The following is a 23602-nucleotide window of genomic DNA, read 5'->3' on the forward strand; positions in this document are numbered from 1 at the left end:
TAGTCTGCACCGAATTGGTGCAGGGCTTTAGCAGGAGTAGTACAGATCGAACTCGACCGGGTGAGTGGTCATGTTCAGACGCTCGACTTCACCACGCTTCAGGTCGATGTAGCCTTTGATCATGTCTTCGGTGAACACGCCGCCACGGGTCAGGAACTCGTGGTCTGCTTGCAGGCAGTCCAGGGCCTCGGACAGAGTCTCGGCAACCTTCGGAATGTTCAGGGCTTCTTCCTTCGGCAGGTCATACAGATCTTTGTCCATAGCATCGCCAGGGTGGATCTTGTTCTGGATACCGTCCAGGCCGGCCATCATCAGGGCAGCAAAGGCCAGGTACGGGTTAGCGGCCGGATCCGGGAAGCGCACTTCAATGCGACGAGCTTTCGGGCTGTTCACGTACGGAATACGGATGGAGGCAGAACGGTTACGGGCAGAGTAGGCCAGCATAACCGGTGCTTCATAGCCCGGAACCAGGCGCTTGTAGCTGTTGGTGGCCGGGTTGGTGAAGGCGTTGATGGCCTTGGCATGCTTGATCACACCGCCGATGTAGTACAGGGCTGCTTCGCTCAGGCCCGCGTAGCTGTCGCCGGCAAACAGGTTCTTGCCGTCTTTGCTCAGGGACATATGAACGTGCATACCGGAGCCGTTGTCACCCACAACCGGCTTGGGCATGAAGGTGGCGGTCTTGCCGTAGGCGTGAGCTACGTTGTGCACGCAGTACTTCAGGATCTGAACTTCGTCTGCCTTGCGGGTCAGGGTGTTGGCGCCAACACCGATTTCACACTGGCCAGCGGTGCCCACTTCGTGGTGGTGAACCTCAATTTCCAGGCCCATGGATTCCATGGCGGCACACATGGCGCCACGCAGGTCGTGCAGGCTGTCGACCGGCGGAACCGGGAAGTAGCCGCCTTTTACGCCCGGGCGGTGGCCAATGTTGTTGCGGTCGAAATCTTCACCGGAAACCCACGCGGCCTCTTCAGAATGGATGTGGTAAGAGGCGCCTTGCATGTCCACGTTCCATTTGACGGAATCGAACACGAAGAACTCGGGCTCAGGGCCGAACAGGGCGCCATCGGCAATGCCGGTGGACTTCAGGTATTCTTCGGCGCGACGGGCAACAGAACGGGGATCGCGCTCATAACCCTGCATGGTAGAAGGCTCTACAATGTTGCAGGTGATGTTGACGGTGGTTTCTTCGGTGAACGGGTCCAGAACGGCGGTTTCGTCGTCCGGCATCAGGATCATGTCGGATTCGTTGATGCCTTTCCAGCCGGCAATGGAGGAGCCGTCGAACATCTTGCCGTCAGCGAAAAAGTCTTCGTCCGCCTCGGTGGCGGGCAGGGTTACGTGCTGCTCTTTACCACGGCTGTCGGTGAAACGCAGGTCAATCCACTTGACTTCGTGTTCTTTGATCAAATCAATCGTCTTGGACATTGTGCATGCTCCGTAAGGTTTTACATGTTCGTTGTGCCGGATCGTTCAGTGTTCTGAGGCCCGATCTTTTTTCAGGTCAGGGAAGCTTACCAGAAGCTTGTGGTCCTTACCTTCACTATGCGGCTGCTTTGGCATAAGCAATCGGCTTGCCAGTTTTTGTCGGCTGCGCCAGAACAGCGCAGCGACAAGGCTTTCGGGCTAATGTGGCGCAGCTTCCTGGCCGAAGACCATGCTTATTGCACCACTGCAGTGCACCATGGTGGTGCAAGTTCTCTGATAACGCATAATTATGGTGCAAGCCCCGATTGGTTACATATTAGGCGCTAATCTTCATATTATCGCCATGGACTTTTCGATATACTGCGCGCCGCTAATTTCTTCAGGATACCCGTTGTGATTGATAAGCTTAGAAACGTTGCCATTATTGCCCACGTTGACCATGGCAAGACCACCCTGGTTGACCAGCTGCTGCGCCAGTCTGGCACGCTGGATCGGAAAGAGCTCGAAAACGAGCGTGTAATGGACTCCAACGACCAGGAAAAAGAACGTGGCATTACCATTCTGGCAAAAAACACTGCTCTAAAATGGAAAGACTACGACATCAATATCGTAGACACCCCGGGCCACGCTGACTTTGGTGGTGAAGTAGAGCGTGTAATGAGTATGGTGGACAGTGTGCTGCTGGTGGTGGATTCCATCGACGGCCCCATGCCGCAAACCCGTTTCGTGACTCAGAAAGCTTTCGCAGCGGGCCTGAACCCGATTGTGGTCGTGAACAAAATCGACCGTCCGGGTGCCCGCCCGGATTGGGTGGTGGATCAGGTGTTTGACCTGTTCGACAACCTTGGTGCCACCGATGAACAGCTCGACTTCCCGATAGTCTATGCCAGTGCGCTGAACGGCATCGCCGGCATGGATCATGAGAATCTGGACGACAACATGGACGCTGTGTTCCAGGCCATTGTTGATCATGTGCCAGCGCCTTCGGTTGATCTGGATGGCCCGTTCCAGATGCAGATCTCCCAGTTGGACTACAACAGTTTCCTGGGTGTCATCGGTATCGGTCGCATTATGCGCGGTAAAGTGAAGACCAACACCCCGGTGGTGGCTATCGGTGCCGACGGCAAGAAGCGTAACGGTCGTATCCTGAAGATTATGGGCCACTCTGGCCTGCAGCGTGTGGAAGTTGAGGAAGCCCAGGCTGGCGACATTGTGTGCGTGAGTGGTCTGGACCAGCTGTTCATATCTGACACTCTGTGTGATCCCTCCAACGTAGAAGCCCTTCCGGCGCTGACCGTTGATGAGCCCACCGTATCCATGACGTTCCAGGTAAATGATTCACCGTTTGCCGGTAAAGAAGGCAAGTATGTGACCAGCCGGAACATCAAGGAGCGCCTGGAAAAAGAGCTACTGCACAACGTAGCGCTGCGGGTTGAAGAAGGCGACTCGGCCGACAAGTTCAAGGTATCCGGTCGTGGTGAGCTGCACCTGTCGGTTCTGATCGAGAACATGCGCCGCGAAAACTTCGAGCTGGCCGTGGGCCGGCCGGTGGTGGTCATCAAGGAAGTCGACGGCCAGAAGCAAGAGCCGTACGAAAACGTGATCATCGACATCGAAGAGCAGCACCAGGGCCCGATTATGGAGCAGATGGGGCTGCGCAAAGGTGACATGACTAACATGATCCCGGACGGCAAGGGCCGTATCCGCCTGGAATACACCATTCCGGCCCGTGGCCTGATCGGTTTCCGTAACACCTTCCTGACCATGACTTCCGGTACCGGCATCCTGACCTCCACCTTCAGCCACTACGGCCCGGTGAAGATGGGTGACGTAACCAGCCGTCAGAACGGTGTCATCGTTTCCATGGCCACCGGTACTGCGCTGACCTACTCCCTCGAAACTCTACAGAGCCGGGGTAAGCTGTTCCTGGACCCTGGCCAGGAAATCTATGAAGGCCAGCTCTGCGGTATCCATAGCCGTGACAACGACCTGGTGGTTAACCCCACCAAGGGCAAGAAGCTGGACAACATGCGTGCCTCTGGAAAGGACGAAGTGATCGGCCTGGTGCCGCCCATCAAGTTCACTCTTGAGCAGGCGCTGGAGTTTATCGACGACGACGAACTGGTTGAGGTAACGCCCAAGTCCATTCGTCTGCGCAAAAAGCTCCTGACCGAAAACGAGCGTAAGCGCGCTAACAAGAAGTAACTCTTCCGGGGCCAGGAAATCGTTGTGAGGCAGTAAACGCTTCCGTCTGTTTTCCTGGCCCCTGTATTTTTCTCGCCTGTCTCAGCTAGACTGCCGTTATCCCCGAAACGGAGTTTTTCATGCTGACCCTCTATCCTGAAATCGAGCCCTACGCACGCCACCGACTGGCGGTGGATCATCCCCATGAGCTGTACCTGGAAGAATCCGGCAATCCGGACGGCATTCCGGTGATTGTGGTGCATGGCGGGCCGGGTGGCGGTTGTGAGGATTACCACCGAAGGTTTTTCGATGCCGAGCGTTTCCGGATTATTTTGTTAGATCAGCGAGGGGCGGGAAGATCGACTCCATTGGCGGAGCTGGAGGGTAACAGCACTGACAAGCTGGTTGAGGATCTTGAAGCGGTTCGCCATTTTCTCGGCATCGATCGCTGGCTGCTGTTTGGGGGAAGCTGGGGTTCCACGCTAAGCCTGGTTTATGCCGAAACCTATCCAGAACGGGTTCTGGGGTTGGTGTTGCGGGGTATCTTTCTGTGCCGGCCCCAGGATATTCACTGGTTTTATCAGGACGGCGCCAGCCGGGTATTCCCGGATTACTGGCAGGACTACATTTCCCAGGTTCCGGAGGTGGAGCGCGATGATATGGTGTCGGCCTACTATCGACGCCTGACCAGTGCCAATGAGCTGGAACAGATTCAGGCCGCCAAAGCCTGGTCAATCTGGGAAGGGCGGTGCGCCACTCTGCATCCCAATCCCAAGGTGGTGGAGCATTTTGGGCATCCTCATGTGGCCATAGCGCTGGCCCGGATTGAATGCCACTATTTCATGAATAATTCGTTCCTTGAGCCCGACCAGATCGTGCGTGATGCCTCGCGGCTAAAGGACATTCCGGGCGTGATTGTGCACGGCCGCTATGACATGGTTTGCCCGCTGGATAATGCCCTGGCTCTGAGCAAGGCCTGGCCGGAGGCGGAGCTTCAGATCATTCGTGATGCCGGCCACTCGGCATCCGAGCCAGCGATTGTAGATGCCCTGATGCGGGGCGTTGAGAGTGTGGTTGCCAGAAGTCTTCCCTCAGTTGGCTGAGAATGCGACTTTTTATTGATCTGACAGGGTTGCGGTGGTCTTGCGGGCTCTATACACTTTTCGCGTTTCAGAAATTTAACCTTCGGTGTTACCGCTCAAGGGACTGAATGAAAGGACTGATCCAGCGCGTTTCGGAAGCCAGTGTAGCCGTAGATGGTGAAACGATTGCCCGTATTGGTCCCGGGCTGCTCTTGCTCCTTGGCGTAGAAAGGAACGATACACTGAATGAGGCAAAGGAACTGTGCCGAAAAATCCTCTCCTACCGGGTTTTCCCCGATGAGCAGGGCCGGATGAACGTGAATGTTCAGGATGCCGGTGGCTCATTGCTTGTTGTCCCCCAGTTTACGCTTGCTGCTGACACGTCATCTGGCACGCGCCCGGGTTTTTCCCTGGCGGCTGCACCGGAGCTGGCGAATCGGCTTTATGGTGACTTTGTGGCTGAAGCGAGTGGGCTGCTGGGTGCTGGACGTGTGGGTACGGGGGAGTTTGGTGCTGATATGAAAGTGGCACTGATCAACGATGGTCCGGTTACCTTTATGTTGGAATCTGGCCAGAGAGGGTCGTGCACAAAAATGTGACGCAGTTGCCAGCAGTGCCTCACGAAAGTGCGTGATTTGAGGTATTGTTTTGTGGCTCTCAGCTGAGGAAGCGTTGAGCGTAAGATAACCGGTTGTTTTTCAGATTTTTTTGGTTATCTGGCCCTGAATTTGTTGTGGAAATGGGAGAGGTTGTTAGTCCAGGCTGATCTAACGACAAAGGTTACGAATGCAAATGGGGCTAAAAAATAGCCATTAAAAATTTGCAAAAAATGGCACATTGTATTAAAACAGGTTCATTACGCAGAGCTTTAATAAAGCTGTGTAAGTGGTTGAGATCTAAGGCAAGCGTGCTTGTCTTATAAAAAGAAGAAAAGCTGGTCCCGCAGGAATGACAGGGGCCAGTCAGATACCCGGCAGGCAGAGCCAAGCGTTGTGCCGGCCAATAAAAATCGGGATTTAGACCCGTCGAAAACCTGAGTTAACTCAAAAAGGAAGACGCAACATGAAAAAAACGATTCTTGCTTCTGCTATTGCAGCTGCAACCTTCTCTGGCGCTGCCATGGCACAGTCTACTCTGTCTGCCTCTGAGCTGGCGGCAAAGATGGATTCCATGCCGACTGTTTACGGTAACATTCAGTACGCGATCACCCACACCAACGTTGACGGTGGTGGCTCCGAGGTCAAGCACTTTGACAACGGCACTACTCTTGGTGTGAAGCATGACCACGAAGTTGCTCCGGGAATCACAGGCTTCTTCAAGCTGGAGCTCGAAGGTATCAATGCTGATGATAAGAGTGGCAGCAACGGTATCGACGGTCTTGACGAAGCCTACATCGGTATTAAGGGCGACAGTTTTGGTCAAGTTTGGGTGGGTTCTGACGACTCCATGTACGAGTCTGCCATTGACGAAATCTACAACTTTCACGAAGTTGGTTCAGATATTCAGGGCAACTACGACACTGGCGAAGGTGACTTGATTCAGTATCTGTCTCCGAGCTTCAGTGGCCTGACTTTCGGTGCTGCTGTGCAGTTCAATGGCGACAACGATGCTAAAGATGGCGACAAGTCGTTCCCGTATCAGCTGGCTGCCATGTATGAAGTTGACGCCCTCGAGTTGGCATTCGCGATTGACTCCAACGATAACGGCAATGGCAACAACGAAAACACCTATGGCCTTCGTGCAAGCTATAACCTGGACAATCTGCGTCTGACAGGCTCATACGAAACCCGTAAAGATGTTGCTGACATTTTCGGTGTGATGGGCGTTTACACCATGGGTAAAAACCAGTTCGCTCTGTCCTATCAGCTGAATGACGACGATGAGTCTGGTGATAAGAACGACACCATCATTCTGCAGGCGCTGCACAACGTGTCTGACCACATGTACGTGTATGTTGAAGGCTACCTGAGCAACGCAGACGAAGAAATCTATTCTATTGAAGATGAGCCCGCGTCAGGTTCTGGCGACGAGCAGTCCATCGCCGCTATCGGCGCTGTTTACTACTTCTGATCAGCTAATAAGCTAGTCAAGTAGTATCGAAAGCCGGTGACTCTGTCACCGGCTTTTCTGTTTTTACAGGAAGAGAAATCATCAGGAGCGTTTCAGTGGCCACGGAACTTGAAGTAAAGCTGACCCTTTCAGAATCCGCGCAGTCCCGGGCCTTCGAGTGGCTCAAAGGTCGACCGGGTGCAAGCGAAGGTCCGGTCAAAACACTGGTCAATCGCTACTACGACACCCCGAATGCCGGGTTAAACCAGGCCCGTGCTGCTTTGCGAGTCCGTCAGGCTGGTGATCGCTATATCCAGACTTTGAAAACCCAGGGCGAGTTCGTAAACGGAGCCCATCGCCGCCAGGAGTGGGAGTGGGATCTGCCGGGGCCGGATCTGGATCTTGGGCTGTTGGAGCAGACTCCGTTGAGGTCTCAGGTCGACCTTGACGAGTTGGCGTTGGCATTCGAAACCAACTTCCAGCGGCGCATTATCATGCTGGAGCAAGCGGAGTCTGTAATTGAGGTTGCTCTGGACTCAGGCGAAGTGGTGGGTGGAACGCGGGCAAGGCCTCTTCATGAGGTGGAATTTGAGCTCAAAGCGGGAGAGCCCGCAGCGCTGCTTGAAAACGCCCGTGCTCTTGCGCAAGCGGTCCCGGTTTTTCTTAACCTGGTAAGCAAAGCCGAGCAAGGTTACTACCTTGCCGGAATCTACCGCCCGTCTCTGGTGCTGCCCGCTTCCGGGTTCAGCTCGGTATCTTTTCTGCATTACGTGAGTCAGGCCTGGTTGACCGGTGACGCGATGTGTTTGCCCGCCAGCGCGCTTGCGGAGATTGAGCCGCAGGTGGAAGCGGCCGGACTATTGCCCGTTTGGAGGCCGGTAGCCAAGGCGCTGGAAGCCGGAATTACGGTGCCGACCCTGGTTGAGCAATTTCCTGAGTTCGGTCAGTTGCAACTAGCGCTCGCTGCCGCCGGCTGAAGGGGGCTCTTCAGAGCTCTCGGTGGCGGCTTTCTGGTTTTGCTCATGCATGGTGCGCCACTGCTTGAGAAACTCCCAGTACCGGTCCAGCGCTTCCTCTACCACGGAAACCTCCGGCGTCTCGCTGGAACGCACCAGAACAATCAGCCCTTTGCCCTCAACCTCAGCGTTGGTATCCGGGTGGCAGATGACTTCATTGTCGTGATCGATGTAGGCCAGAGCGGTTCCAATACCGTGGCGGATCAGAGCACTGACAATATCCGCCCAGGTAAGGTCGTCGAGTTTGAGATCATAACGATGCGGATGATCTCGCTCGTAGTTGAACATGTCTTCCAGAACCTTTTCGGAACCTGGGGCGACCACGGAGCGAACCATGATTTCAGGGTAGGTGCGCACGGGGCGAATGGTGGTGCGAACGCCCAGTGCTTTGAATCTTGCACGGTTGTGGTCGCCGACACATTCAACCGTGGTTCTGCCGCCCAGATTGGATTCGGCCAGTCGATGGGCGATATCGAAGGTCAGGCTGTCTGACATCGGGTCTGATTCGTCGGCTGCCAACACGATGATGTGCTTGGCGCTGCCAGCGTGCACGGATTTCAGGGCTTCCGGGTCATTTCCTGCGCCGTGAAAGTGAACGACGCCGCAGTCGGACAGTTCCGCAGGCAGCCCTCCTGGAAATTGCCGCGTAAGCAGCATAATCGGCACCGTGTGGTACTCGGGGACCGAGCGAATCTGCGAGGCGAATCGCATGAAGTACTGCTCGCCGCCGCTTCTAGGGGTGTTGATGATGACAATGTGGTCTTTCATTTTGTAAATCCAGCGTCCAGTCAGTATGCGTTCTCTGCGGTAGAAACGGTATTCGATGTAATCACTTACGATCAGGGTTAACAGGGTAATGGCGGAGACAAACATCAGCACAATGGTGCTGATGCGGCCTACGGGCGTGACCGGTGAGTAGTCGCCATAGCCCACGGTAACCAGTGTCGTCATGGTGAGCCATACGGCTTCGAAGAACGAGAGTGGCTCTGCTGCCCACAGGATAAGAATCTGCGCAGATACCAGTCCCCCAAGGATGGCAAAAAGCCGATTGATCCGACTTCGTATAAGCCCGCCCATAGGGAGGTGGGATTGGGTATGTTCCGGATTCAGAGGGCGTTTATTTCGCATCATGGAGAGCGGGTGCCTGTTCAGTCCTTGGCGAGTTCGTTATACAGTACCTGAAATATATCAGAGAGACAGAGGGTTGCGTTATGTCTGAGCCATGGGCTTCATTGCCGGGAGCACTCAAGGAGGAGATTTCCGGATGCTGGCCATCGGTATTCCCGGAGGGGCTGCCAGGCTGGCTGGCCGGTGACCATGTCTCCGAGGCCGATGTGGCAGAGGCTATCGCCCGGAGCCTGTTTCTCCGGCAAACCCTTGAACGCCATCCGGAGCAGATTCGGCCCGCCGTTGCTGCCCGGCCTTTAACTGAACCAACCACAGAGGCCTGGCTGGCTGATCGCTGGCGGGATTACCTCCAGAACGTTGACTCTGAACCGGCCTTGCATTCAGCACTTCGCCAGTACAGGCGGGAAGTGCAGTTCCGGATTATCTGGCGGGATCTCATGAAGTGGGCCGATTTGCATGAAACCATGGCCGCCACCAGTGCCTTTGCGGATACCGCCATTGATGGTGCCTTGAATTGGCTCTACGAGCGAGCCTGTGAAGAGTTCGGTACTCCCATGGGTGATGACCCGGTAACCGGGCAAGAGGCACCCCAGAAAATGGTGGTGCTTGGTATGGGCAAGCTCGGCGGCCGGGAGCTGAACGTTTCCTCCGATATTGATCTGATTTTTGCCTTTCCCTCAAAAGGCGAAACCCAGGGCGGCCGGCGTGCCCTGGATAACCAGCAGTTCTTTATCCGGCTTGGTCAGCGGCTGATTCAGGCGCTGGACCAGATTACCGCCGATGGTTTTGTTTTCCGGGTGGATATGCGCTTGAGGCCATACGGCCAGAGCGGAGCGCTTGCCCTGAGTTTTGCCGCCCTGGAAACCTATTACCAGGATCAGGGGCGCGACTGGGAGCGTTATGCCATGGTTAAGGCCCGCGTCGTGGCAGGCGACCAGCGTGCCGGTGAGGTGCTGATGGCTAGCCTCAAACCCTTCGTTTACCGCAAATACATTGATTTCAGCGCCTTTGAATCGCTTCGCAGCATGAAAGAAATGATCAGCCGGGAAGTCCGCCGGAAGGGGCTGGAGAATAATATCAAGCTCGGTAGTGGCGGCATTCGGGAAATTGAGTTTGTGGTGCAGGCGTTCCAGTTAATCCGCGGCGGGCGTGATCGGGAGCTGCAACAGCGTGAGTTGCTACAGATCTTGAAGGAGCTGGAGGAACTGGAGTTGCTCCCCTCCCGGGTGGTCGGTGAGCTGAGGGGCGCCTATGTGTTCCTTCGCAATCTGGAACATGCCCTTCAGGGTATGGAAGACAAACAGACTCAGGTTCTGCCTGAGGATGCGCTGTCCTGCGCTCGGGTTGCGAGGATTATGGGCTTCGATAGCTGGGAAGACTGCCTGTCTGCGCTGGAGGAACATCGAAGCCGGGTGGCTCGTCATTTTGCGGATATCATCGCCACGGAAGAACAGGATGACGCCGATGAGGGTGGTGTCGACGATGGCTGCTACGAACTGTGGCTGGCGGAAATGGATGAAGCCAGTGCCTTGGGCTGGCTGGAGCAAAGCGGGTTTGAGGACCCGGATGGCAGCTATAAGCGCCTGACCAGTCTGCGAGACAGTCGCACCGTGCAGACTCTGCAGACCCAGGGGCGTAAGCGGCTCAATCAGTTTGTGCCGCTCCTGATTAACGCCCTGATGGATGTGGCGAATCCTTCGGAAACGCTGGACCGTGTGCTGCAACTGGTTGAAGCCATTCTGCGCAGAACCGCCTATATGGTTCTGTTGATGGAAAATCCCGGAGCCATGACGCAGTTGGTGCGGCTGTGTAGTGAAAGCCCCTGGATTGCGCGCTTGCTGGCGGATACGCCCTTGCTCCTGGACGAACTTTTGAATGCGGAGAGCCTATACAGTCCGCCGGCCAAGGAGGAGTTGCAGGATGATTTGCGTCAGCAAATGCTGCGGATTCCGTATGAAGATCTGGAAGAGCAGATGGAGGCTCTGCGTTACTTCAAGAAGGCCCATGTGTTGAGGGTGGCGGCCTCAGAGCTGAAGGGCACGCTGCCGCTGATGAAAGTGAGTGATTACCTGACCTGGATCGCCGAGGTGGTGCTGGATCATGTGGTGGATGTGGCATTCTCGAATCTGGTCAGCCGGCACGGTTATCCGCGGCGGGCCGATGGCTCCGCCTGTGATACCGATTTCGCCATCATCGGTTACGGCAAGCTCGGTGGTATCGAGCTGGGCTACACCTCAGATCTGGATCTGGTGTTTGTGCACCAGGCTGATCCTCAACTGGCCACCGATGGCGACAAGCCTATTGATAACGCCGTGTTCTATACCCGGCTCGGCCAGCGAATCGTGCACATTCTCAGTACCCAGACACCCTCCGGGCAGCTCTACGAAGTGGATATGCGATTGCGCCCCTCGGGTAACTCCGGCTTGCTGGTGAGTACCTTGCAGGCGTTCGAGAAATACCAGCAGGAGGATGCCTGGACCTGGGAGCATCAGGCGCTGGCCCGCGCCAGGGGAGTGGCAGGCTGCGACGATACGCTCAAAGCGTTCGAGGATATTCGCCACCAGATACTGTGCCGACAACGGGACAAGGCGTCGCTTCGGCAGGAGGTGGTCGATATGCGTGAGAAAATGCGCAGCAACCTCGGGACACCCGCAGCCCGGCAGAATGACGTTTTCCACATCAAGCATGACAACGGTGGCATCGTAGATGTCGAGTTCATGGTGCAGTACCTGATGCTGGCTTGGTGCCCGGAACACCCGGAGCTGACCCAGTGGAGTGATAACATCCGCCAACTGGAAGAATTAGGCCGCGCAGGCGTTTTGCCAGTAGAAGACACTGAGCGGCTGCGGGAGGTGTTCATCACACTGCGCTCCACCATCCACCGCAGAGCTTTGCAGAATCTCAACAGTCAGGTCGAGGGCGGAGCCTTCACAGAAGAGCGTGACTACATCCAAAGTATGTGGAAAAAAGTCATGGTTGAGTAGCAAGCTAAATTTATTTCAGGCGGCGTTTGCTGCTAGAATGCCAGTTCCCCGAAAACCGCTTACTCAGGAGCAGAACAGAATGTCGATGGCTGATCGCGATGGCCTTATCTGGCTGGATGGTGAAATGGTTCCCTGGCGGGAAGCCAAAACCCACGTCCTCACCCACACCCTGCACTATGGCCTGGGTTGCTTTGAAGGTGTGCGTGCCTACAACACCGCGAATGGCCCGGCGATTTTCCGCCTGAAAGAACATACCGATCGGCTGTTCCGTTCAGCGCACATCCTGAACATGAAGATGCCGTTCTCAAAGGACGAGATCAACGAGGCCCAACGCGCAGCGGTGCGGGAAAACAATCTCGATGAGGCTTATCTGCGCCCGATGGCATTTCTGGGCTCTGAGGGCATGGGTCTGCGTGCTGACAACCTGAAGGTGCATGTGATGGTTGCGGCCTGGAGCTGGCCGTCTTACATGTCTCCGGAAGCGAAGGAGCTGGGCATCAAGGTGCGCACCTCGTCCTACACTCGCCACCATGTAAACATCACCATGTGCAAGGCGAAGGCCAACGGTAACTACATCAATTCCATGCTGGCCCTGAATGAAGCCATCTCCGGTGGTGCCGAGGAAGCTCTGCTGCTGGATAACGAGGGCTACGTGGCGGAAGGTTCCGGTGAGAACATCTTTATCGTGCGTGATGGTGTATTGCACACCCCCGAGCTGACTTCCTGCCTGGAAGGTATCACCCGTGCCACTATCATTGACTTTGCCCGAGACCTTGGTCTGCAGGTCAAAGAGCGCCGCATTACCCGCGATGAGGTGTACGTTGCTGAGGAAGCGTTCTTTACTGGCACGGCTGCCGAAGTGCTGCCTATCCGCGAACTGGATGGTCGCCAGATCGGTAAAGGTAAGCGCGGTCCCGTTACCGAGAAGCTGCAGAGCATGTATTTTGATGCGGTGAAGGGGAAGTTGGAGCAGCATTCGGATTGGTTGACGCTGGTTCGGTGATGAACCGAGGGAGCCAAAACCGCGTTGGCCGATTTCGGAAAACGCGGTTTTTTTCTTTACAGGGAGGCCTTTTAAAATGACCTGTGAAAGGGCCAACGACCAGTATGTGACCAAAACGATCAAGAGCTCCTCATATTTGATCCGTTCGGAATATTCAGAAAAGTTCCAGTTTCGGTGGTTTCAAGCTTCATTCTGGCAGAATTCAGCGCAGTTAATCGCAAGTGGTGGAAGGGGCTCTGCATGGTTTATAGCGAATGGGCGGCAATCCTGGGTGCTCAGGCACTACAAGAGAGGCGGTGTTATCGCTCGCTTTGTTTCTTCTTATTACCTGTACTTTGGCAAACGTAATAGCCGCCCTTTTCGTGAATTTCGAGTTTTGTGCTGGTTGTATTCTGCAGGCTTTCCGGTACCGAAACCAGTTGCAGCACAGGTGAGTAGGTGCGGATTTTTCTATAGCGGTGCCATTATTGTTGAGCGTCTTTCCAACGCTCGTCCCATGGGGGACGATTTGCAGAGTTTAGGCGCTGAGGTTTGGCGAGCAGTGGGCAAAACCATTCGATCTTTTCATGATGCGGGTGTTTATCACGCTGACCTTAATTGCTTTAACATTATGCTCCGCGGGCTCGAAGTGTTCCTGATTGATTTCGACAAGGCACGTGTTTTTGCTAATGCGCAGGATGGTTCTTCTGCGAGATGGAAAGCCCGAAATTTGGCACGGTTAAAGCGCTCACTTTACAAGGTCAAATCGCCGGGTGCGAACGGCATTGTTGAAGAAGGTTGGGCTGAGTTGGTTGCCGCTTATAATCACGCCTAACAGTAATTCCATATCGCCGGAAGTAGTATGATGTATTTGCCCTTGTCCTACCTGCAGAAAACCGCCGTCACTTGGTTGGCGCTTGCACCTGTCGTTTACGTTATGACCCTCATGTGGTGGATTCCCGACGGTGTAAAATACGCCCCGGGTGTTGTACTGGTATCTCTTCTGGTTCTGGGTGTTGGGAGAAGTCTGTGTCCGGAGATTGCGCGGGATCGTGATCTATCGCCTTTGCGCTCTTTCATTAATTTGCTCTGGTTATATATCGCCTACAGTGCAGTCATTTATTTTGTCCACGGAGGCAGTTGGAGGGAGCTGAGAGCTTTTTTATGTGTTGCTCTGTACCTTCAGTTCACGAGGGGGCTGATATTGTCTGAATCTTGGCGACATGGTCTGTTGACTCTTTCAGCTCTAACGCTGACGGCACTGGCTTTTTACGAGTACTTTGAACATGGGGGGCGTGTTGGCGGAAATATAAACCCGATCCCTTTTGCGACTGTGGTTGGGGTGCTTTTTCTGGCATTGTATTCTCTTGCCCTTTTCGCTGATAAAGCCATAAAGTTTCGAATGCTCTCCGTGGCACTTGTTATCGCGCTTTTGGCTGCCCTGATGATGACCCAGACACGTGGTGTCCTTGTTCCGGCTTTAGGGCTGGTTATCGTTCTGCTCTTTTTGGCTAGTTTGAAGCAATCCGGGGTCAGATTCAGCCAAGCATCCGTTGCCCTGCTAACCACTCTGTTAATAGCCGGTTTAGGCTTGGGTATCCTCAATTCCGATCGCATGGCTCAAACTATCTATGAAGTGGAGGCCGTAGCTGATGGCAACTTTTCGACGTCGATTGGTGTGCGCCTTAAACTTTGGGCCTCGGCAATCCCCCTGATAGCCGATGCACCGATAATTGGCCATGGCGAGCACTACCGGGAGGCTCTGGAGGTTTTGTACGAGCAAGGTGAATTAAGTTCGGGGCTATACCATTTCAACGCATTACACTTTCACAACCAGTTTTTGGATACGTGGGTGAAAAAAGGTGCTGTGGGGCTTTGCCTGTTAGTGGCTCTCATTGTTGTGGCGATAAGGGCATTTTGGTCCTCTGGTGTGGAGTTGTGGGCTCGAATCGCGGGTGTATCGATCTTGATTCTATTGATTGCGTCCGCACTGACCGATGTACCCTTGGCGCATGCTCCGGTCATCTTTTATGTTGGCTTCATGCTCTTTATTCTGGCAGCAGAGAAACCGAAAACTACTCCGACAAATAAGCAGGATTAATGGGCCTGACCCCGTGCTTTACACGGACATCTGCAAGTTAGCTTTTGTGTCGATCTTTCAGGCGCTCGCGGATTTTCCTTCGTTTCACGATTTTGAATATTGTTTCAATTCTCGTCGGATAGACATACATAAGCCTTTGCAAGGCGATTTTTAATTTAAAAGTCGGACTCCCTGTATCTACCGGAGGCGAAGGTTTACAAAATTTGTTGTACTGGTCCTGCCATTCAAAGTGCTGCCACTGAGCGCATCGCCCCCTCGGCCTGGAGATTCTTGCGGTTCCCATAAATTTCTTGCATAAGCCTAATCCGATCTCCTTCGGGGCGCCAATCACCAGGTTGTTGGCGAAGATATGATTTGATTGTTCGAGGGTCTCCGGCGCGTTATCCAATAAACCCCTTAGGGTGATGTCGGGGGCGAACTTTGACAGCGTGCGTAGCCAGAGCATTTGCGTGCAGTCAATCGGGAACGTTGAATAGAAAGAAACTTCGTTTTCTAGGATTTTGTCTTTTGCGTTTTCTAGTAAGTTCAGATCCCAGATTGCGAGTAAGTCTTCCGTAAGCCCGAAATAAAAAAAGTCACTCAGGTGATAGGCCACTGGAAAGCCCTTTGCGAATTTCCGCGTGAACACATTACTGACAACCACCCTTTCGCGCAGAAATCGGAAGCTTGTACTCCGTGCCTGATAACGGTTCTGCAGCGCAATAAACTGAGATCCTGTCAGGAAATTGTCACTGCGGAGTTTGATCGCGTAGGGCGTCTTGACGCGCTTAAGGCCCTCTAGAGTTGAAACAATCTGGCGATTATTGTTAAAAGTCTGGGGCGAGCCGTCTACTTTGAAATAGCGAATATTTGAACCGGGGTCGGGACTGGTAACCAGTTCGTCATAGTCCAGCCCGGTCAGATCCTGCTCGGGCCAGGTCGATAGGATTATGTGTGCTCCGGGAAGGTGCCGGCGCACTGACTGCAAACACTTTTTTGTGATGCCCTCTTCCTGTTCTCGATCCCGAAAAGTCTGTACAGGCCCCTGAACAACGACCGTTATGTCCGTGTTACTGACCACTAGAATACTCCGTTCTGTTGTGCGCACAGTCGGCATATTTGCCAGCTATAGTTCGATAATCAAGGAAGGCTACATCTTTTTCGCTGACTTCAGGCGGGTCTGAAAGTATATCGTCCATGGCCTTTGCCAGAGCTGCAACATCGCCGCGAGGAACAATCCACTTTGCCAGCCGGCCTGCAAGAAGCTCGTTGCTTCCTCCTGCGTCTGTAGCAACAACAGGTGTTCCGGATACCAGGCTCTCGATAATCACGGTGGGTAGGCCTTCGACATCGGAGCTGGAAACATAAAGTGCAGCGTTTCGATATGCTCCAAGCAAATCACTGCAGAATCCCGGGAAGATCACCTTGTCCGAAATCCCCAGGTTGACAGCTTGTTCTTTAAGAGCGCCGAGTCGTTTGCCATCTCCAAAAATCACCAATGGATAGGTTTTGCGGGTTTTTGCGTAGGCCTCAAGCAGGAGGTCAAAGCGTTTTGTTCGATCTGGTCTGCCCGCAGACATGATGTAGGCATCTGGAAGTTTCAGGGAGCAGGGGCGTTGCATTGCTTCTTTGAGACGATCAAAGTTGAAGCCGTTGTATATCTCTCCAATGGTCTGCGGTGATGCTCCAATCCCGTTTAACATATCTGATGTTACGTCTTTCGACACTGAAAGCAGGTTTTTTTTGCTGTATATACGTTGATACATTCTGCGGTAAATCTTTCGTTGGAGGCCGGACAACCTGCCGAGAAAGTTTTCGGACTTGCAGCTATGCACAATGATGAAATTATTGCCTATTCCCGAGTGCATTGGGATACAGGCCTGGCCGTGAAAAAAAAAGGCATCGTAACGACTGGCAGACATACCGTTGTATAGCTGTGCCACGAACAAACGACTGAACAAAAAGTAGTAAAAATGTTTGCCAAGGAATGAAGAAAAAAACTTTGCGAACCATTTACTGGCTGGTGTTTCCTTGGACAAACCGAAGATTGGGACATACTGGTCATTTCCAGATAGAGTGCCGGGATCTTCCCAGAAAATGAAATCGACTTCTATACCCCGATCGCGTAACGCCGTAGCAGCATCGATCGTCACCCGGTAGAGCGATTGGCTGTAGTTTGAGCCACCCAGAATAAAGGCAAGTTTCATCTGTTAATCTCTTTGATCCTGTTCAAGAAACTCGGTGTATTCTTCTGGTGTCCCGCAGAAGATCACGTCACCTCGTTCTATCAGGTGGTAGTGTATGGCGTGCCCATGTTCTATAAGCTGGTTATAGAGTGGTGCTATGTAAAGCTCTCCCTTTGGCCATTCAGACTTGGGTATTCGGCAATAAGCTTCAAACGATTCTATGAAATGACTTGTTTTACTAAAATAATACAGGCCGGTGCTGCACAGGTCGGAAATACGGATTTTCTCAGTTGTTCTTTTCACCAGTGATGAATCTGGGTAAGCGGGTTCTGCGAACGACCAGTGCTCGCCTGGCCCCTGGAAAACCTCCAGGTAGCCTGCGCCTTTTCGGCTTTCGTCGGGGAAAGTGAAACCCGGTCGGAAAGTATCAATGTTGAAAATTGTCAGCGGCTCTTCATCTACCTTGACCTGTTTCAGTGCCAAATAAACAGTTTCCGCCTGTCCCTGTGTTTCCTGATCGAGAACAATAACTTCATAGCTCTTGATGCCGAGTGCTTCTGCCCCTTTGGCTACAAAACGAGGGGTGTCGAATACGTTTCGCACAACAAAGACGAAATGCTCGTTGCTGAAGTATTTTGCGAAACTCAAAACTGAGTGCGCAAAAAGCGTTTTGCCATGGGCCTCTAGCATATACTTCGGTTTGTCGTACCCGGCTTTGAAAAAGCGTGAGCTCAGGCCGGCCATGGGGATAACAATCATTGCTGATGTCGCTCCATTATGTCATACAGGCGAAATGCATTTGCCAAGAGGGCTTCTTGCCGATATTGATCATCGCTGTGTAGTGGCAGCATGGATAAGAATAACTGAACTTGCATTGCATATAGCTCGGTAGGGGTGACCGAGAATTGTGACTCCACCATCTCCATGAATAACTGCTGAATATCGTGGTGTTTCGGTGTTTCCGGCAATGTTATAGATATTTCCTGATCATTGAGGTGAGCTTTGTGGTAGCCAGCAATGATCCAATCGTACATTCCCAGCACTGAATGACTGAGTTTGGCGAGGTCGTATCGAATATCTCCGTAGATGCTCTGTTCTCCGTTGGGGGTCAGGCCTCGCGGATCGATCACCTTGATTCTATTGGTCCGGAACTCGTAGAGCACGTTGCTGAAACAGAAATCTCCGTGGATCAGTGAGTTTGTCGCTTTGCGGCGCGGAAGCCGGGCATGGCTTCCATGGACCAGATCCTCAATGGAGAGTTCGAGAACCCTCTTGTCCCGCCCTTTTGACTGATATCTATACACAGTCTTGAGGTCTATACCGCGTTGTATAGTGAAGTCCTGGAGTCGGGCAGTTGTTTTTCCAGTAAACAGCGCGGTCAGGTCAGCGGTGGATTGTTTGCTGTCTACCGGTGTGTGTGTTGTACATGCGTTCAGGAAGGATAGGCACTCCTTCAGGATTTTCTTCCACAGTAAGGGGGGAATATCTGCAAATACATACAACTCATTTAATGGAGTGTGGTGTAAGTATTCCAGCCTGTAGGCGCTGTCAGATAGCCCCTCGGGGCGACCCAGGTACTGCGGAGTGAAGCGCCGTAGCATGGGAGGTAAATTTTCGAACCAGTTTGCCTCGGCTGCGATTTTGGCGTTATGTGTGCCGGACTTTTCGATCCAATCTGGTGTTATCTTCAGTTCATTGAATACACGCTGGGTTGTGTACGCAGACTTGGATCTGAAATAGGTATTGGCGTGGCCAAAGTCCATCCAGTTGGAAACCTTGACCGTACTGAGACCCACACTTTTTCGGTACTGCCCAAGACCTTCAAGAAATTGCCAGCTGGATTTGGTAATGCAGCGTATCAGTTGTCTTGGGTTACTGAATTTGAAATAGCCGGTTACTACTGAGTGTTCGCTTCCAGAGAGGGTGTCCTGGCTGCTTACCAGCCACTGCTCATCATTCCCAGTGACGATTGCCCAGTCGTAGTTGTCCTCTACATGCGCAACGGCAATCAGATCGTCGCCGTGAGGCAGCGGATCAATCAACGTATCTCCGAAGAGAACATGCAGCGGTGTCTCGAGACCTTGCTCGACTAGATTTAGGGCCGTAACTAATGAGGCTCCCAGGCTGAGGCCATCGGGTAGCTTGATGATGTTAACGTTGTTCTCTGCAAGCCATTCCTGATCAAAATCCGAGAGTTCAAAGGATTCAGGTAACGTCAGAAAAATTTCGGAATTTTCCGGTGCGAGGCGCGCCTGGTATTGAAAAAGCCGGCGATTACCCAGTGGCAGAAAGCTGGGGGGGAGTGCGCCAAACTCGGAGCGTAATTCCTGAGTGATGTAGGCTGCAGACATAATCAGGAACATGATCAATGCTCTCCAGCTATCAGCTCTTCAATTTCTTCTGGGCTCATTCGGGTGAACTCGGAAGGGCGAATAGCTCGGTCGTCGATATAGAACCCCTCGAAACCGCACCACGGTTTGCCCACATGTATCTCATCGTAGGGTACCCTGTGCCTATCTAGCCACTCGGTGATAATTGGCAGGGTATGTATATTGATCTTTCCGACGTTTCCCTCATATGTCCGCATATTACGGGCAGTCTGGATAATAATCTCGTAACCCAGCTCTTTATAAAAACGTAATCTGTCGATGACCTCCTGGTTAGGAGAGACGTTTCGATAATCCGAGGTGTCGCCTTTTGTAATGGTTCCATCCAGATCAACAATCAGCTTCTTCATAATTACAGCTCTGTCAGAGATTTGATGTATGAAAGATCCATACCTCTCACTGAATGCCCGGGCTCTCCTCCGAACAGGATTCCATTTGAAAGGTTAGCTGAGGCTGCAGCCTCTATATCACTCCACTTATCCCCAATCATAATGCACTCCGCCGGGGCCAGCTTAAACTCCTCTATCCCCCTCAAAATCATCCCCGGCTTCGGCTTCCTGCAATTACAATCCCGCTCATTTTCCGGCCCAAAGTCTGGATGGTGCGGACAATGATAAACCTTGGAGATAGTCACGCCCTGTTCCTTGAAGCGTTCAACCATCCAGTCTGTCAGCTCCTGAAACTGTGCTTCGGTGTACATGCCCCGGGCGATGCCGGACTGGTTGGTGACCACAATCAACAGGTAGCCTTGCTCCTGAAAATGCCGACAGGCCTCGAAGATACCGCCGACAAACTCGAAATCTTCTTTGCGATAAACATAGCCGTGATCCACGTTGATTACGCCATCCCGGTCCAGAAATACGGCTTTGTTGGTCATAGGTTCTGTTCCTGAATACAGCGGTCCAACATGTCGATAACCTGTTCTGTCGTGATGTTTTCCATCAACTCTGCGCCCTTGAGTCTCTGGCCCCAGCGGCTCTGCTCTGGGGTCTCGCCTCGCGTCTGCTTCAGTGCGGGGGTATAGGCGTCTACCACGTAGTTTTGCCAAAGGTAGGGGCCGGTACGTTTCGGGTTGCTGTGAGCGTAGAGGCCAATAACGGGTGTGCCGGCAGCAACGGCCATGTGGGCCGGGCCGGTGTCTGGTGCGAGCACGAGGCTGGCCTCACCAATCAGGGCGAACAATTGCTTCAGGCTCGACTGGCCAACCAGATTGTGCAGGGAATGTTTGGCATGGGCCTGAATGTTGGCAGCCAATTGCTTTTCATAATCGGCCGGCCCGCCACACAGATACACGGAAAAACCCTGACTGGCGGCGTAGTCGGCTACCGCGGCGTATCGGTCTGGCAGCCAGTTCCGCTCGGTGTTGGAGGCGGCGGCGGTGATGATCAGGTGTTTGCTGGTGTTCGGGTCGAGCTGGGCTTTGGCCCAGCCCCTGTCTTCCGCATTAACCGGAATGTTCCAGTCGGGCTCTTCGAGTGGGATGCCCAGCGATTTCTGGAACTGTCGGAAATTGTCCAGCACATGGACCTTGTCCGTTGGCTCGATCCGCTCGTTGATAAACAGGCTGTGCAGCTCTTTGCTTTTGGCTTTGTCGTAGCCAATTCGCCGCTTGGCGGAAATACACAAGCTGGCGAGATTCGCTCTCAGGGCGACTTGCATCAGTAGCAGGGCGTCAAATCGTTTGCCCTGGAGTTGGCGCCGAAGGTTGCGGTACGCGGCCATGCCCCGCTTCTTGTCAAACACGACAAAGTTGACGCCGTCCATGCCTGCCATCAGCGCGGCTTCGGCCTTGCCTATCACCCAAGTGATCTCAGCTTCCGGGTAATGTTGCCGGATGGCATTCACTACGGCAGCGGCGTTGCAGGTGTCGCCGATGGCCGACAGGCGCAGCAGGCAGATGGAGCGTGGCGCAGACAAGTCAGCCTCGAACTTTCTTGATCAGCCCGGTGGTGGAACGGCCTTCAACCGTGGGCAGGATGGCAACCTCACCGCCGTTTTCCTGAACAAAGTCCGCGCCGACGATGGTGTCGATGGAGTAGTCGCCGCCTTTGGCGAGCACCTGCGGATTCACCCGTTTGATGAGTTGCTCGGGGGTGTCGTTCTCCACAGTGTTGTCACCGAAGGGGATGACCCAGTCCACGCAAGCCAGGGCGGATAGCACTTCCATCCGGTCTTCCAGCGAGTTTACCGGGCGTTCTTCGCCTTTAAGGCGACGCACGGAAGCATCGGAGTTTAACCCCACGACCAGCCGGTCACCGAGAGCCCTAGCCTGCGCCAGGTAACGCACATGGCCGGCGTGCAGGATATCGAAGCAGCCGTTGGTAAAGACAATCCGCTCGCCCTGTTGGCGGGCGTAGTCAATGTGCAGCAGGCTCTGCTCGACGCTGGGGTGGTAGCCGCTGGTCTTGGCCGACCACTGATGGCTGGCGCGGGCCGCCAGTTCCTCCGGGGAAACGGTTGCGGCGCCTAGTTTGGCCACCACGATGCCGGCCGCAAGGTTGGACAGCCAGGCCGCGTCTTTCAGATCAAACCCGGCACTCAGCAGGGTGCCCAGGGTGGCGATCACGGTGTCACCGGCACCGGTGACGTCACTCACTTCCAGGACTTCCGCCGGGAAATGGTGGTGCTCCGTCGGGGTGATCAGGCTCATGCCTTGCTCGCTGCGGGTCAGCAGCATGGTATCGATGCCCGCGTCGGTCAGCATGGCGCGGGCCGAGCTCAGCATGGCGTCATCTGAGGAGGCATCTCCGCCGGCGGCCTTGAACTCACTCAGATTCGGGGTAATGACAGTTGCGCCACGATACAGGGAGAAGTCTTTGCTTTTCGGGTCCACCAGCACTTGCTTGCCGGCCTTTCGCGCAGCCTGGATCAAGTCGCCAACACAGGCGAGGGTGCCTTTGGCGTAGTCGCTGATGATGACCGTGTTGTATTGCTCGATCAGTTCGGCATAGCGTTGCTTGACACTCTCGGCCTGTGCGACGGGGAAGGTGTCTTCCATGTCCAGCCGAACCATCTGTTGATGGCGGGAAATGATTCGCGTCTTGGAGATGGTGCGGGCGTCGTCCAGCTCCAGCAGTTCGGAGTGGACTTTCTCCTTGATAAGGAGGTCTTTCAGCAAACGACCGTCTGTGTCGTTGCCGATGATGCCAAGAATGGCAGCTTGGCCGTCGAGGTGGGCAATGTTCCTGGCAACGTTGGCGGCACCACCGGCACGGTCTTCGGTGTGGGCAACGCGCACCACCGGCACCGGCGCCTCTGGTGATATGCGGTTGGTGTCGCCAATGAAGTAGCGGTCAAGCATCACATCGCCGATCACCAGAACAGAAGCATTCTGAAGCTGGTCCAGCCGGGCCAGGTCAAGCATCAGTCAAGGCCTCCGGACAGCACCACCTCATCCATCGCTTCACACAGCCAGTGGCCGATGAACATATGGGCCTCTTGGATACGGGCGGTTTCGTCGCTACGAATAATAATAGATAGCTTCGCGATGTCTCTGACTTTGCCTCCGTCCCGGCCGGTAAGGGCAACGGTTGCTGCGCCCAGGTCGTTTGCGGCTTTCAGGGCACGGTTGATGTTCTCGCTCTGGCCGGAGGTGGTCAGGCCGATCACCAGGTCTTCCGGCTTGCCCAGCCCCAGAACTTGCCGCTCGAATACGGTCTCGAATTCGTAGTCGTTCGGGTGTGCCGTCAGAATGGAGGTGTCTGTGGTCAGGGCGATGGATGCCAGGGGGCCGCGCTCTTTTTTATAGCGGACCATAAACTCGGCTGCCAAATGCTGCGAATCTGCGGCACTGCCACCGTTGCCCAGAAAGATGATCTTGCCGCCCCGTTTCAGGCTTTGGCGCGTCAGCTCCAACAGTTGCTCGACGGCTTCCTGGTGTTCTTCCATCACGGCAAAAGTTTTGCGGTGCCGTTCCAGGGTGGCGAGGTAACTGCTTTGCTGGGACATGTGAGCCTCCGGTATGATCAATCCCAAAGTCGACCCGGTGCGGCAGCACCAGTTCCAAACGCGAAGTGTACCATGGCCGCAACAGGCGTCCCATATGCTTTTTCACAGACTAACCGCCCGTTAATCCAGTGTTCATCATGGTTCT

The 23602-nt window shown here is 54.0% G+C and carries 20 protein-coding genes; 9 read left to right on the top strand and 11 right to left on the bottom strand.

From position 1 onward, the window contains the following. Nucleotides 1-27: 27 nt before the first annotated feature. Nucleotides 28-1431, bottom strand: coding sequence for a glutamate--ammonia ligase (gene glnA, locus Q674_RS21320; RefSeq protein WP_011784288.1), 1404 nt, complete (start codon nucleotides 1429-1431; stop codon nucleotides 28-30). 393 nt (nucleotides 1432-1824) lie between these two features. On the opposite strand from glnA, the gene typA reads away from it, so the two are divergent. The 5 genes from typA (at nucleotide 1825) to Q674_RS21345 (ending at nucleotide 7723) form a co-directional block, all read left to right on the top strand. Then, nucleotides 1825-3636: a translational GTPase TypA gene (typA, locus tag Q674_RS21325; RefSeq protein ID WP_011784289.1), complete on the top strand. Its 1812-nt coding sequence runs from the start codon at nucleotides 1825-1827 to the stop codon at nucleotides 3634-3636. 119 nt (nucleotides 3637-3755) lie between these two features. After that, nucleotides 3756-4718, top strand: coding sequence for a prolyl aminopeptidase (pip, locus tag Q674_RS21330; RefSeq protein ID WP_023007592.1), 963 nt, complete (start codon nucleotides 3756-3758; stop codon nucleotides 4716-4718). Nucleotides 4719-4825: 107 nt separating this feature from the next. Continuing rightward, complete coding sequence (gene dtd, locus Q674_RS21335) at nucleotides 4826-5296, top strand: D-aminoacyl-tRNA deacylase (RefSeq protein ID WP_014420516.1); 471 nt, start codon at nucleotides 4826-4828, stop codon at nucleotides 5294-5296. 463 nt (nucleotides 5297-5759) lie between these two features. Next, nucleotides 5760-6767, top strand: coding sequence for a porin (locus tag Q674_RS21340; RefSeq protein WP_023007593.1), 1008 nt, complete (start codon nucleotides 5760-5762; stop codon nucleotides 6765-6767). Nucleotides 6768-6862: 95 nt separating this feature from the next. Then, complete coding sequence (locus tag Q674_RS21345) at nucleotides 6863-7723, top strand: CYTH domain-containing protein (RefSeq protein WP_023007594.1); 861 nt, start codon at nucleotides 6863-6865, stop codon at nucleotides 7721-7723. Here the strand turns inward: Q674_RS21345 and Q674_RS21350 are convergent. Further along, the gene (locus Q674_RS21350) at nucleotides 7700-8893 is read right to left on the bottom strand and encodes a potassium channel family protein (protein WP_031209480.1); all 1194 of its coding nucleotides are present in this window, start codon (nucleotides 8891-8893) and stop codon (nucleotides 7700-7702) included. The two genes, Q674_RS21345 and Q674_RS21350, sit on opposite strands and share 24 nt — an antisense overlap. A gap of 80 nt (nucleotides 8894-8973) precedes the next feature. Here Q674_RS21350 and glnE point away from each other — a divergent pair, with 80 nt between their 5' ends. The 4 genes from glnE (at nucleotide 8974) to Q674_RS21370 (ending at nucleotide 14957) form a co-directional block, all read left to right on the top strand. After that, a complete protein-coding gene (gene glnE / locus Q674_RS21355) occupies nucleotides 8974-11874 on the top strand; it encodes a bifunctional [glutamate--ammonia ligase]-adenylyl-L-tyrosine phosphorylase/[glutamate--ammonia-ligase] adenylyltransferase (RefSeq protein ID WP_023007596.1) in 2901 nt (966 codons plus the stop codon). Nucleotides 11875-11953: 79 nt separating this feature from the next. Beyond that, nucleotides 11954-12877, top strand: coding sequence for a branched-chain amino acid transaminase (locus tag Q674_RS21360; RefSeq protein ID WP_023007597.1), 924 nt, complete (start codon nucleotides 11954-11956; stop codon nucleotides 12875-12877). Nucleotides 12878-12953: 76 nt separating this feature from the next. Beyond that, nucleotides 12954-13691, top strand: coding sequence for a 3-deoxy-D-manno-octulosonic acid kinase (locus Q674_RS21365; RefSeq protein ID WP_023007598.1), 738 nt, complete (start codon nucleotides 12954-12956; stop codon nucleotides 13689-13691). Between the two features lie 27 nt (nucleotides 13692-13718). Further along, nucleotides 13719-14957 (top strand): O-antigen ligase family protein, encoded by a 1239-nt coding sequence (locus Q674_RS21370; protein ID WP_023007599.1) that lies wholly within the window; start codon nucleotides 13719-13721, stop codon nucleotides 14955-14957. 37 nt (nucleotides 14958-14994) lie between these two features. On the opposite strand, the gene Q674_RS21375 is transcribed toward Q674_RS21370, so the two are convergent. From Q674_RS21375 to Q674_RS21415, 9 genes are read right to left on the bottom strand one after another with little or no spacing between them, the layout of a single operon-like run. Further along, entirely contained in the window at nucleotides 14995-16017 is a 1023-nt protein-coding gene (locus Q674_RS21375; RefSeq protein WP_023007600.1) for a WavE lipopolysaccharide synthesis family protein, read from the bottom strand. Continuing rightward, the gene (locus Q674_RS21380) at nucleotides 16007-17143 is read right to left on the bottom strand and encodes a glycosyltransferase (protein ID WP_023007601.1); all 1137 of its coding nucleotides are present in this window, start codon (nucleotides 17141-17143) and stop codon (nucleotides 16007-16009) included. The genes Q674_RS21375 and Q674_RS21380 overlap by 11 nt, the downstream gene beginning before the upstream one ends. Nucleotides 17144-17146: 3 nt before the next feature. Then, the gene (locus Q674_RS21385) at nucleotides 17147-17881 is read right to left on the bottom strand and encodes a glycosyltransferase family 2 protein (protein ID WP_023007602.1); all 735 of its coding nucleotides are present in this window, start codon (nucleotides 17879-17881) and stop codon (nucleotides 17147-17149) included. After that, the gene (locus Q674_RS21390) at nucleotides 17878-19485 is read right to left on the bottom strand and encodes a phosphotransferase (protein ID WP_023007603.1); all 1608 of its coding nucleotides are present in this window, start codon (nucleotides 19483-19485) and stop codon (nucleotides 17878-17880) included. The genes Q674_RS21385 and Q674_RS21390 overlap by 4 nt, the downstream gene beginning before the upstream one ends. A 2-nt stretch (nucleotides 19486-19487) precedes the next feature. Then, nucleotides 19488-19859 (bottom strand): HAD hydrolase family protein, encoded by a 372-nt coding sequence (locus Q674_RS21395; protein ID WP_023007604.1) that lies wholly within the window; start codon nucleotides 19857-19859, stop codon nucleotides 19488-19490. A 2-nt stretch (nucleotides 19860-19861) separates the two neighbouring features. Continuing rightward, nucleotides 19862-20386 carry a D-glycero-beta-D-manno-heptose 1,7-bisphosphate 7-phosphatase gene (gmhB, locus tag Q674_RS21400; RefSeq protein ID WP_023007605.1) on the bottom strand — a complete coding sequence of 175 codons (525 nt, stop codon included), beginning with the start codon at nucleotides 20384-20386 and terminating at the stop codon, nucleotides 19862-19864. Further along, nucleotides 20383-21426, bottom strand: coding sequence for a glycosyltransferase family 9 protein (locus Q674_RS21405; RefSeq protein WP_011784304.1), 1044 nt, complete (start codon nucleotides 21424-21426; stop codon nucleotides 20383-20385). The genes gmhB and Q674_RS21405 overlap by 4 nt, the downstream gene beginning before the upstream one ends. Nucleotide 21427: 1 nt before the next feature. After that, complete coding sequence (gene hldE / locus Q674_RS21410; RefSeq protein WP_396627806.1) at nucleotides 21428-22876, bottom strand: bifunctional D-glycero-beta-D-manno-heptose-7-phosphate kinase/D-glycero-beta-D-manno-heptose 1-phosphate adenylyltransferase HldE; 1449 nt, start codon at nucleotides 22874-22876, stop codon at nucleotides 21428-21430. Then, nucleotides 22873-23457 (bottom strand): SIS domain-containing protein, encoded by a 585-nt coding sequence (locus Q674_RS21415; RefSeq protein ID WP_011784306.1) that lies wholly within the window; start codon nucleotides 23455-23457, stop codon nucleotides 22873-22875. Before Q674_RS21415 ends, hldE begins: the two co-directional genes overlap by 4 nt. Nucleotides 23458-23602 lie beyond the last annotated feature (145 nt).

It is taken from the genome of Marinobacter sp. EVN1, from assembly GCF_000475375.1.
GTDB lineage: Bacteria > Pseudomonadota > Gammaproteobacteria > Pseudomonadales > Oleiphilaceae > Marinobacter > Marinobacter nauticus.

Excerpts from the sequence above, each read along its gene's own strand:
- glnA (WP_011784288.1), bottom strand. The coding sequence starts at position 1,431 with ATGTCCAAGACGATTGATTTGATCAAAGAACACGAAGTCAAGTGGATT.
- pip (WP_023007592.1), top strand. The coding sequence starts at position 3,756 with ATGCTGACCCTCTATCCTGAAATCGAGCCCTACGCACGCCACCGACTG.
- dtd (WP_014420516.1), top strand. The coding sequence starts at position 4,826 with ATGAAAGGACTGATCCAGCGCGTTTCGGAAGCCAGTGTAGCCGTAGAT.
- Q674_RS21340 (WP_023007593.1), top strand. The coding sequence starts at position 5,760 with ATGAAAAAAACGATTCTTGCTTCTGCTATTGCAGCTGCAACCTTCTCT.
- Q674_RS21350 (WP_031209480.1), bottom strand. The coding sequence starts at position 8,893 with ATGATGCGAAATAAACGCCCTCTGAATCCGGAACATACCCAATCCCAC.
- glnE (WP_023007596.1), top strand. The coding sequence starts at position 8,974 with ATGTCTGAGCCATGGGCTTCATTGCCGGGAGCACTCAAGGAGGAGATT.
- Q674_RS21360 (WP_023007597.1), top strand. The coding sequence starts at position 11,954 with ATGTCGATGGCTGATCGCGATGGCCTTATCTGGCTGGATGGTGAAATG.
- Q674_RS21365 (WP_023007598.1), top strand. The coding sequence starts at position 12,954 with ATGACCTGTGAAAGGGCCAACGACCAGTATGTGACCAAAACGATCAAG.
- Q674_RS21370 (WP_023007599.1), top strand. The coding sequence starts at position 13,719 with ATGATGTATTTGCCCTTGTCCTACCTGCAGAAAACCGCCGTCACTTGG.
- Q674_RS21380 (WP_023007601.1), bottom strand. The coding sequence starts at position 17,143 with ATGAAACTTGCCTTTATTCTGGGTGGCTCAAACTACAGCCAATCGCTC.
- Q674_RS21385 (WP_023007602.1), bottom strand. The coding sequence starts at position 17,881 with ATGATTGTTATCCCCATGGCCGGCCTGAGCTCACGCTTTTTCAAAGCC.
- Q674_RS21390 (WP_023007603.1), bottom strand. The coding sequence starts at position 19,485 with ATGTTCCTGATTATGTCTGCAGCCTACATCACTCAGGAATTACGCTCC.
- Q674_RS21395 (WP_023007604.1), bottom strand. The coding sequence starts at position 19,859 with ATGAAGAAGCTGATTGTTGATCTGGATGGAACCATTACAAAAGGCGAC.
- gmhB (WP_023007605.1), bottom strand. The coding sequence starts at position 20,386 with ATGACCAACAAAGCCGTATTTCTGGACCGGGATGGCGTAATCAACGTG.
- Q674_RS21415 (WP_011784306.1), bottom strand. The coding sequence starts at position 23,457 with ATGTCCCAGCAAAGCAGTTACCTCGCCACCCTGGAACGGCACCGCAAA.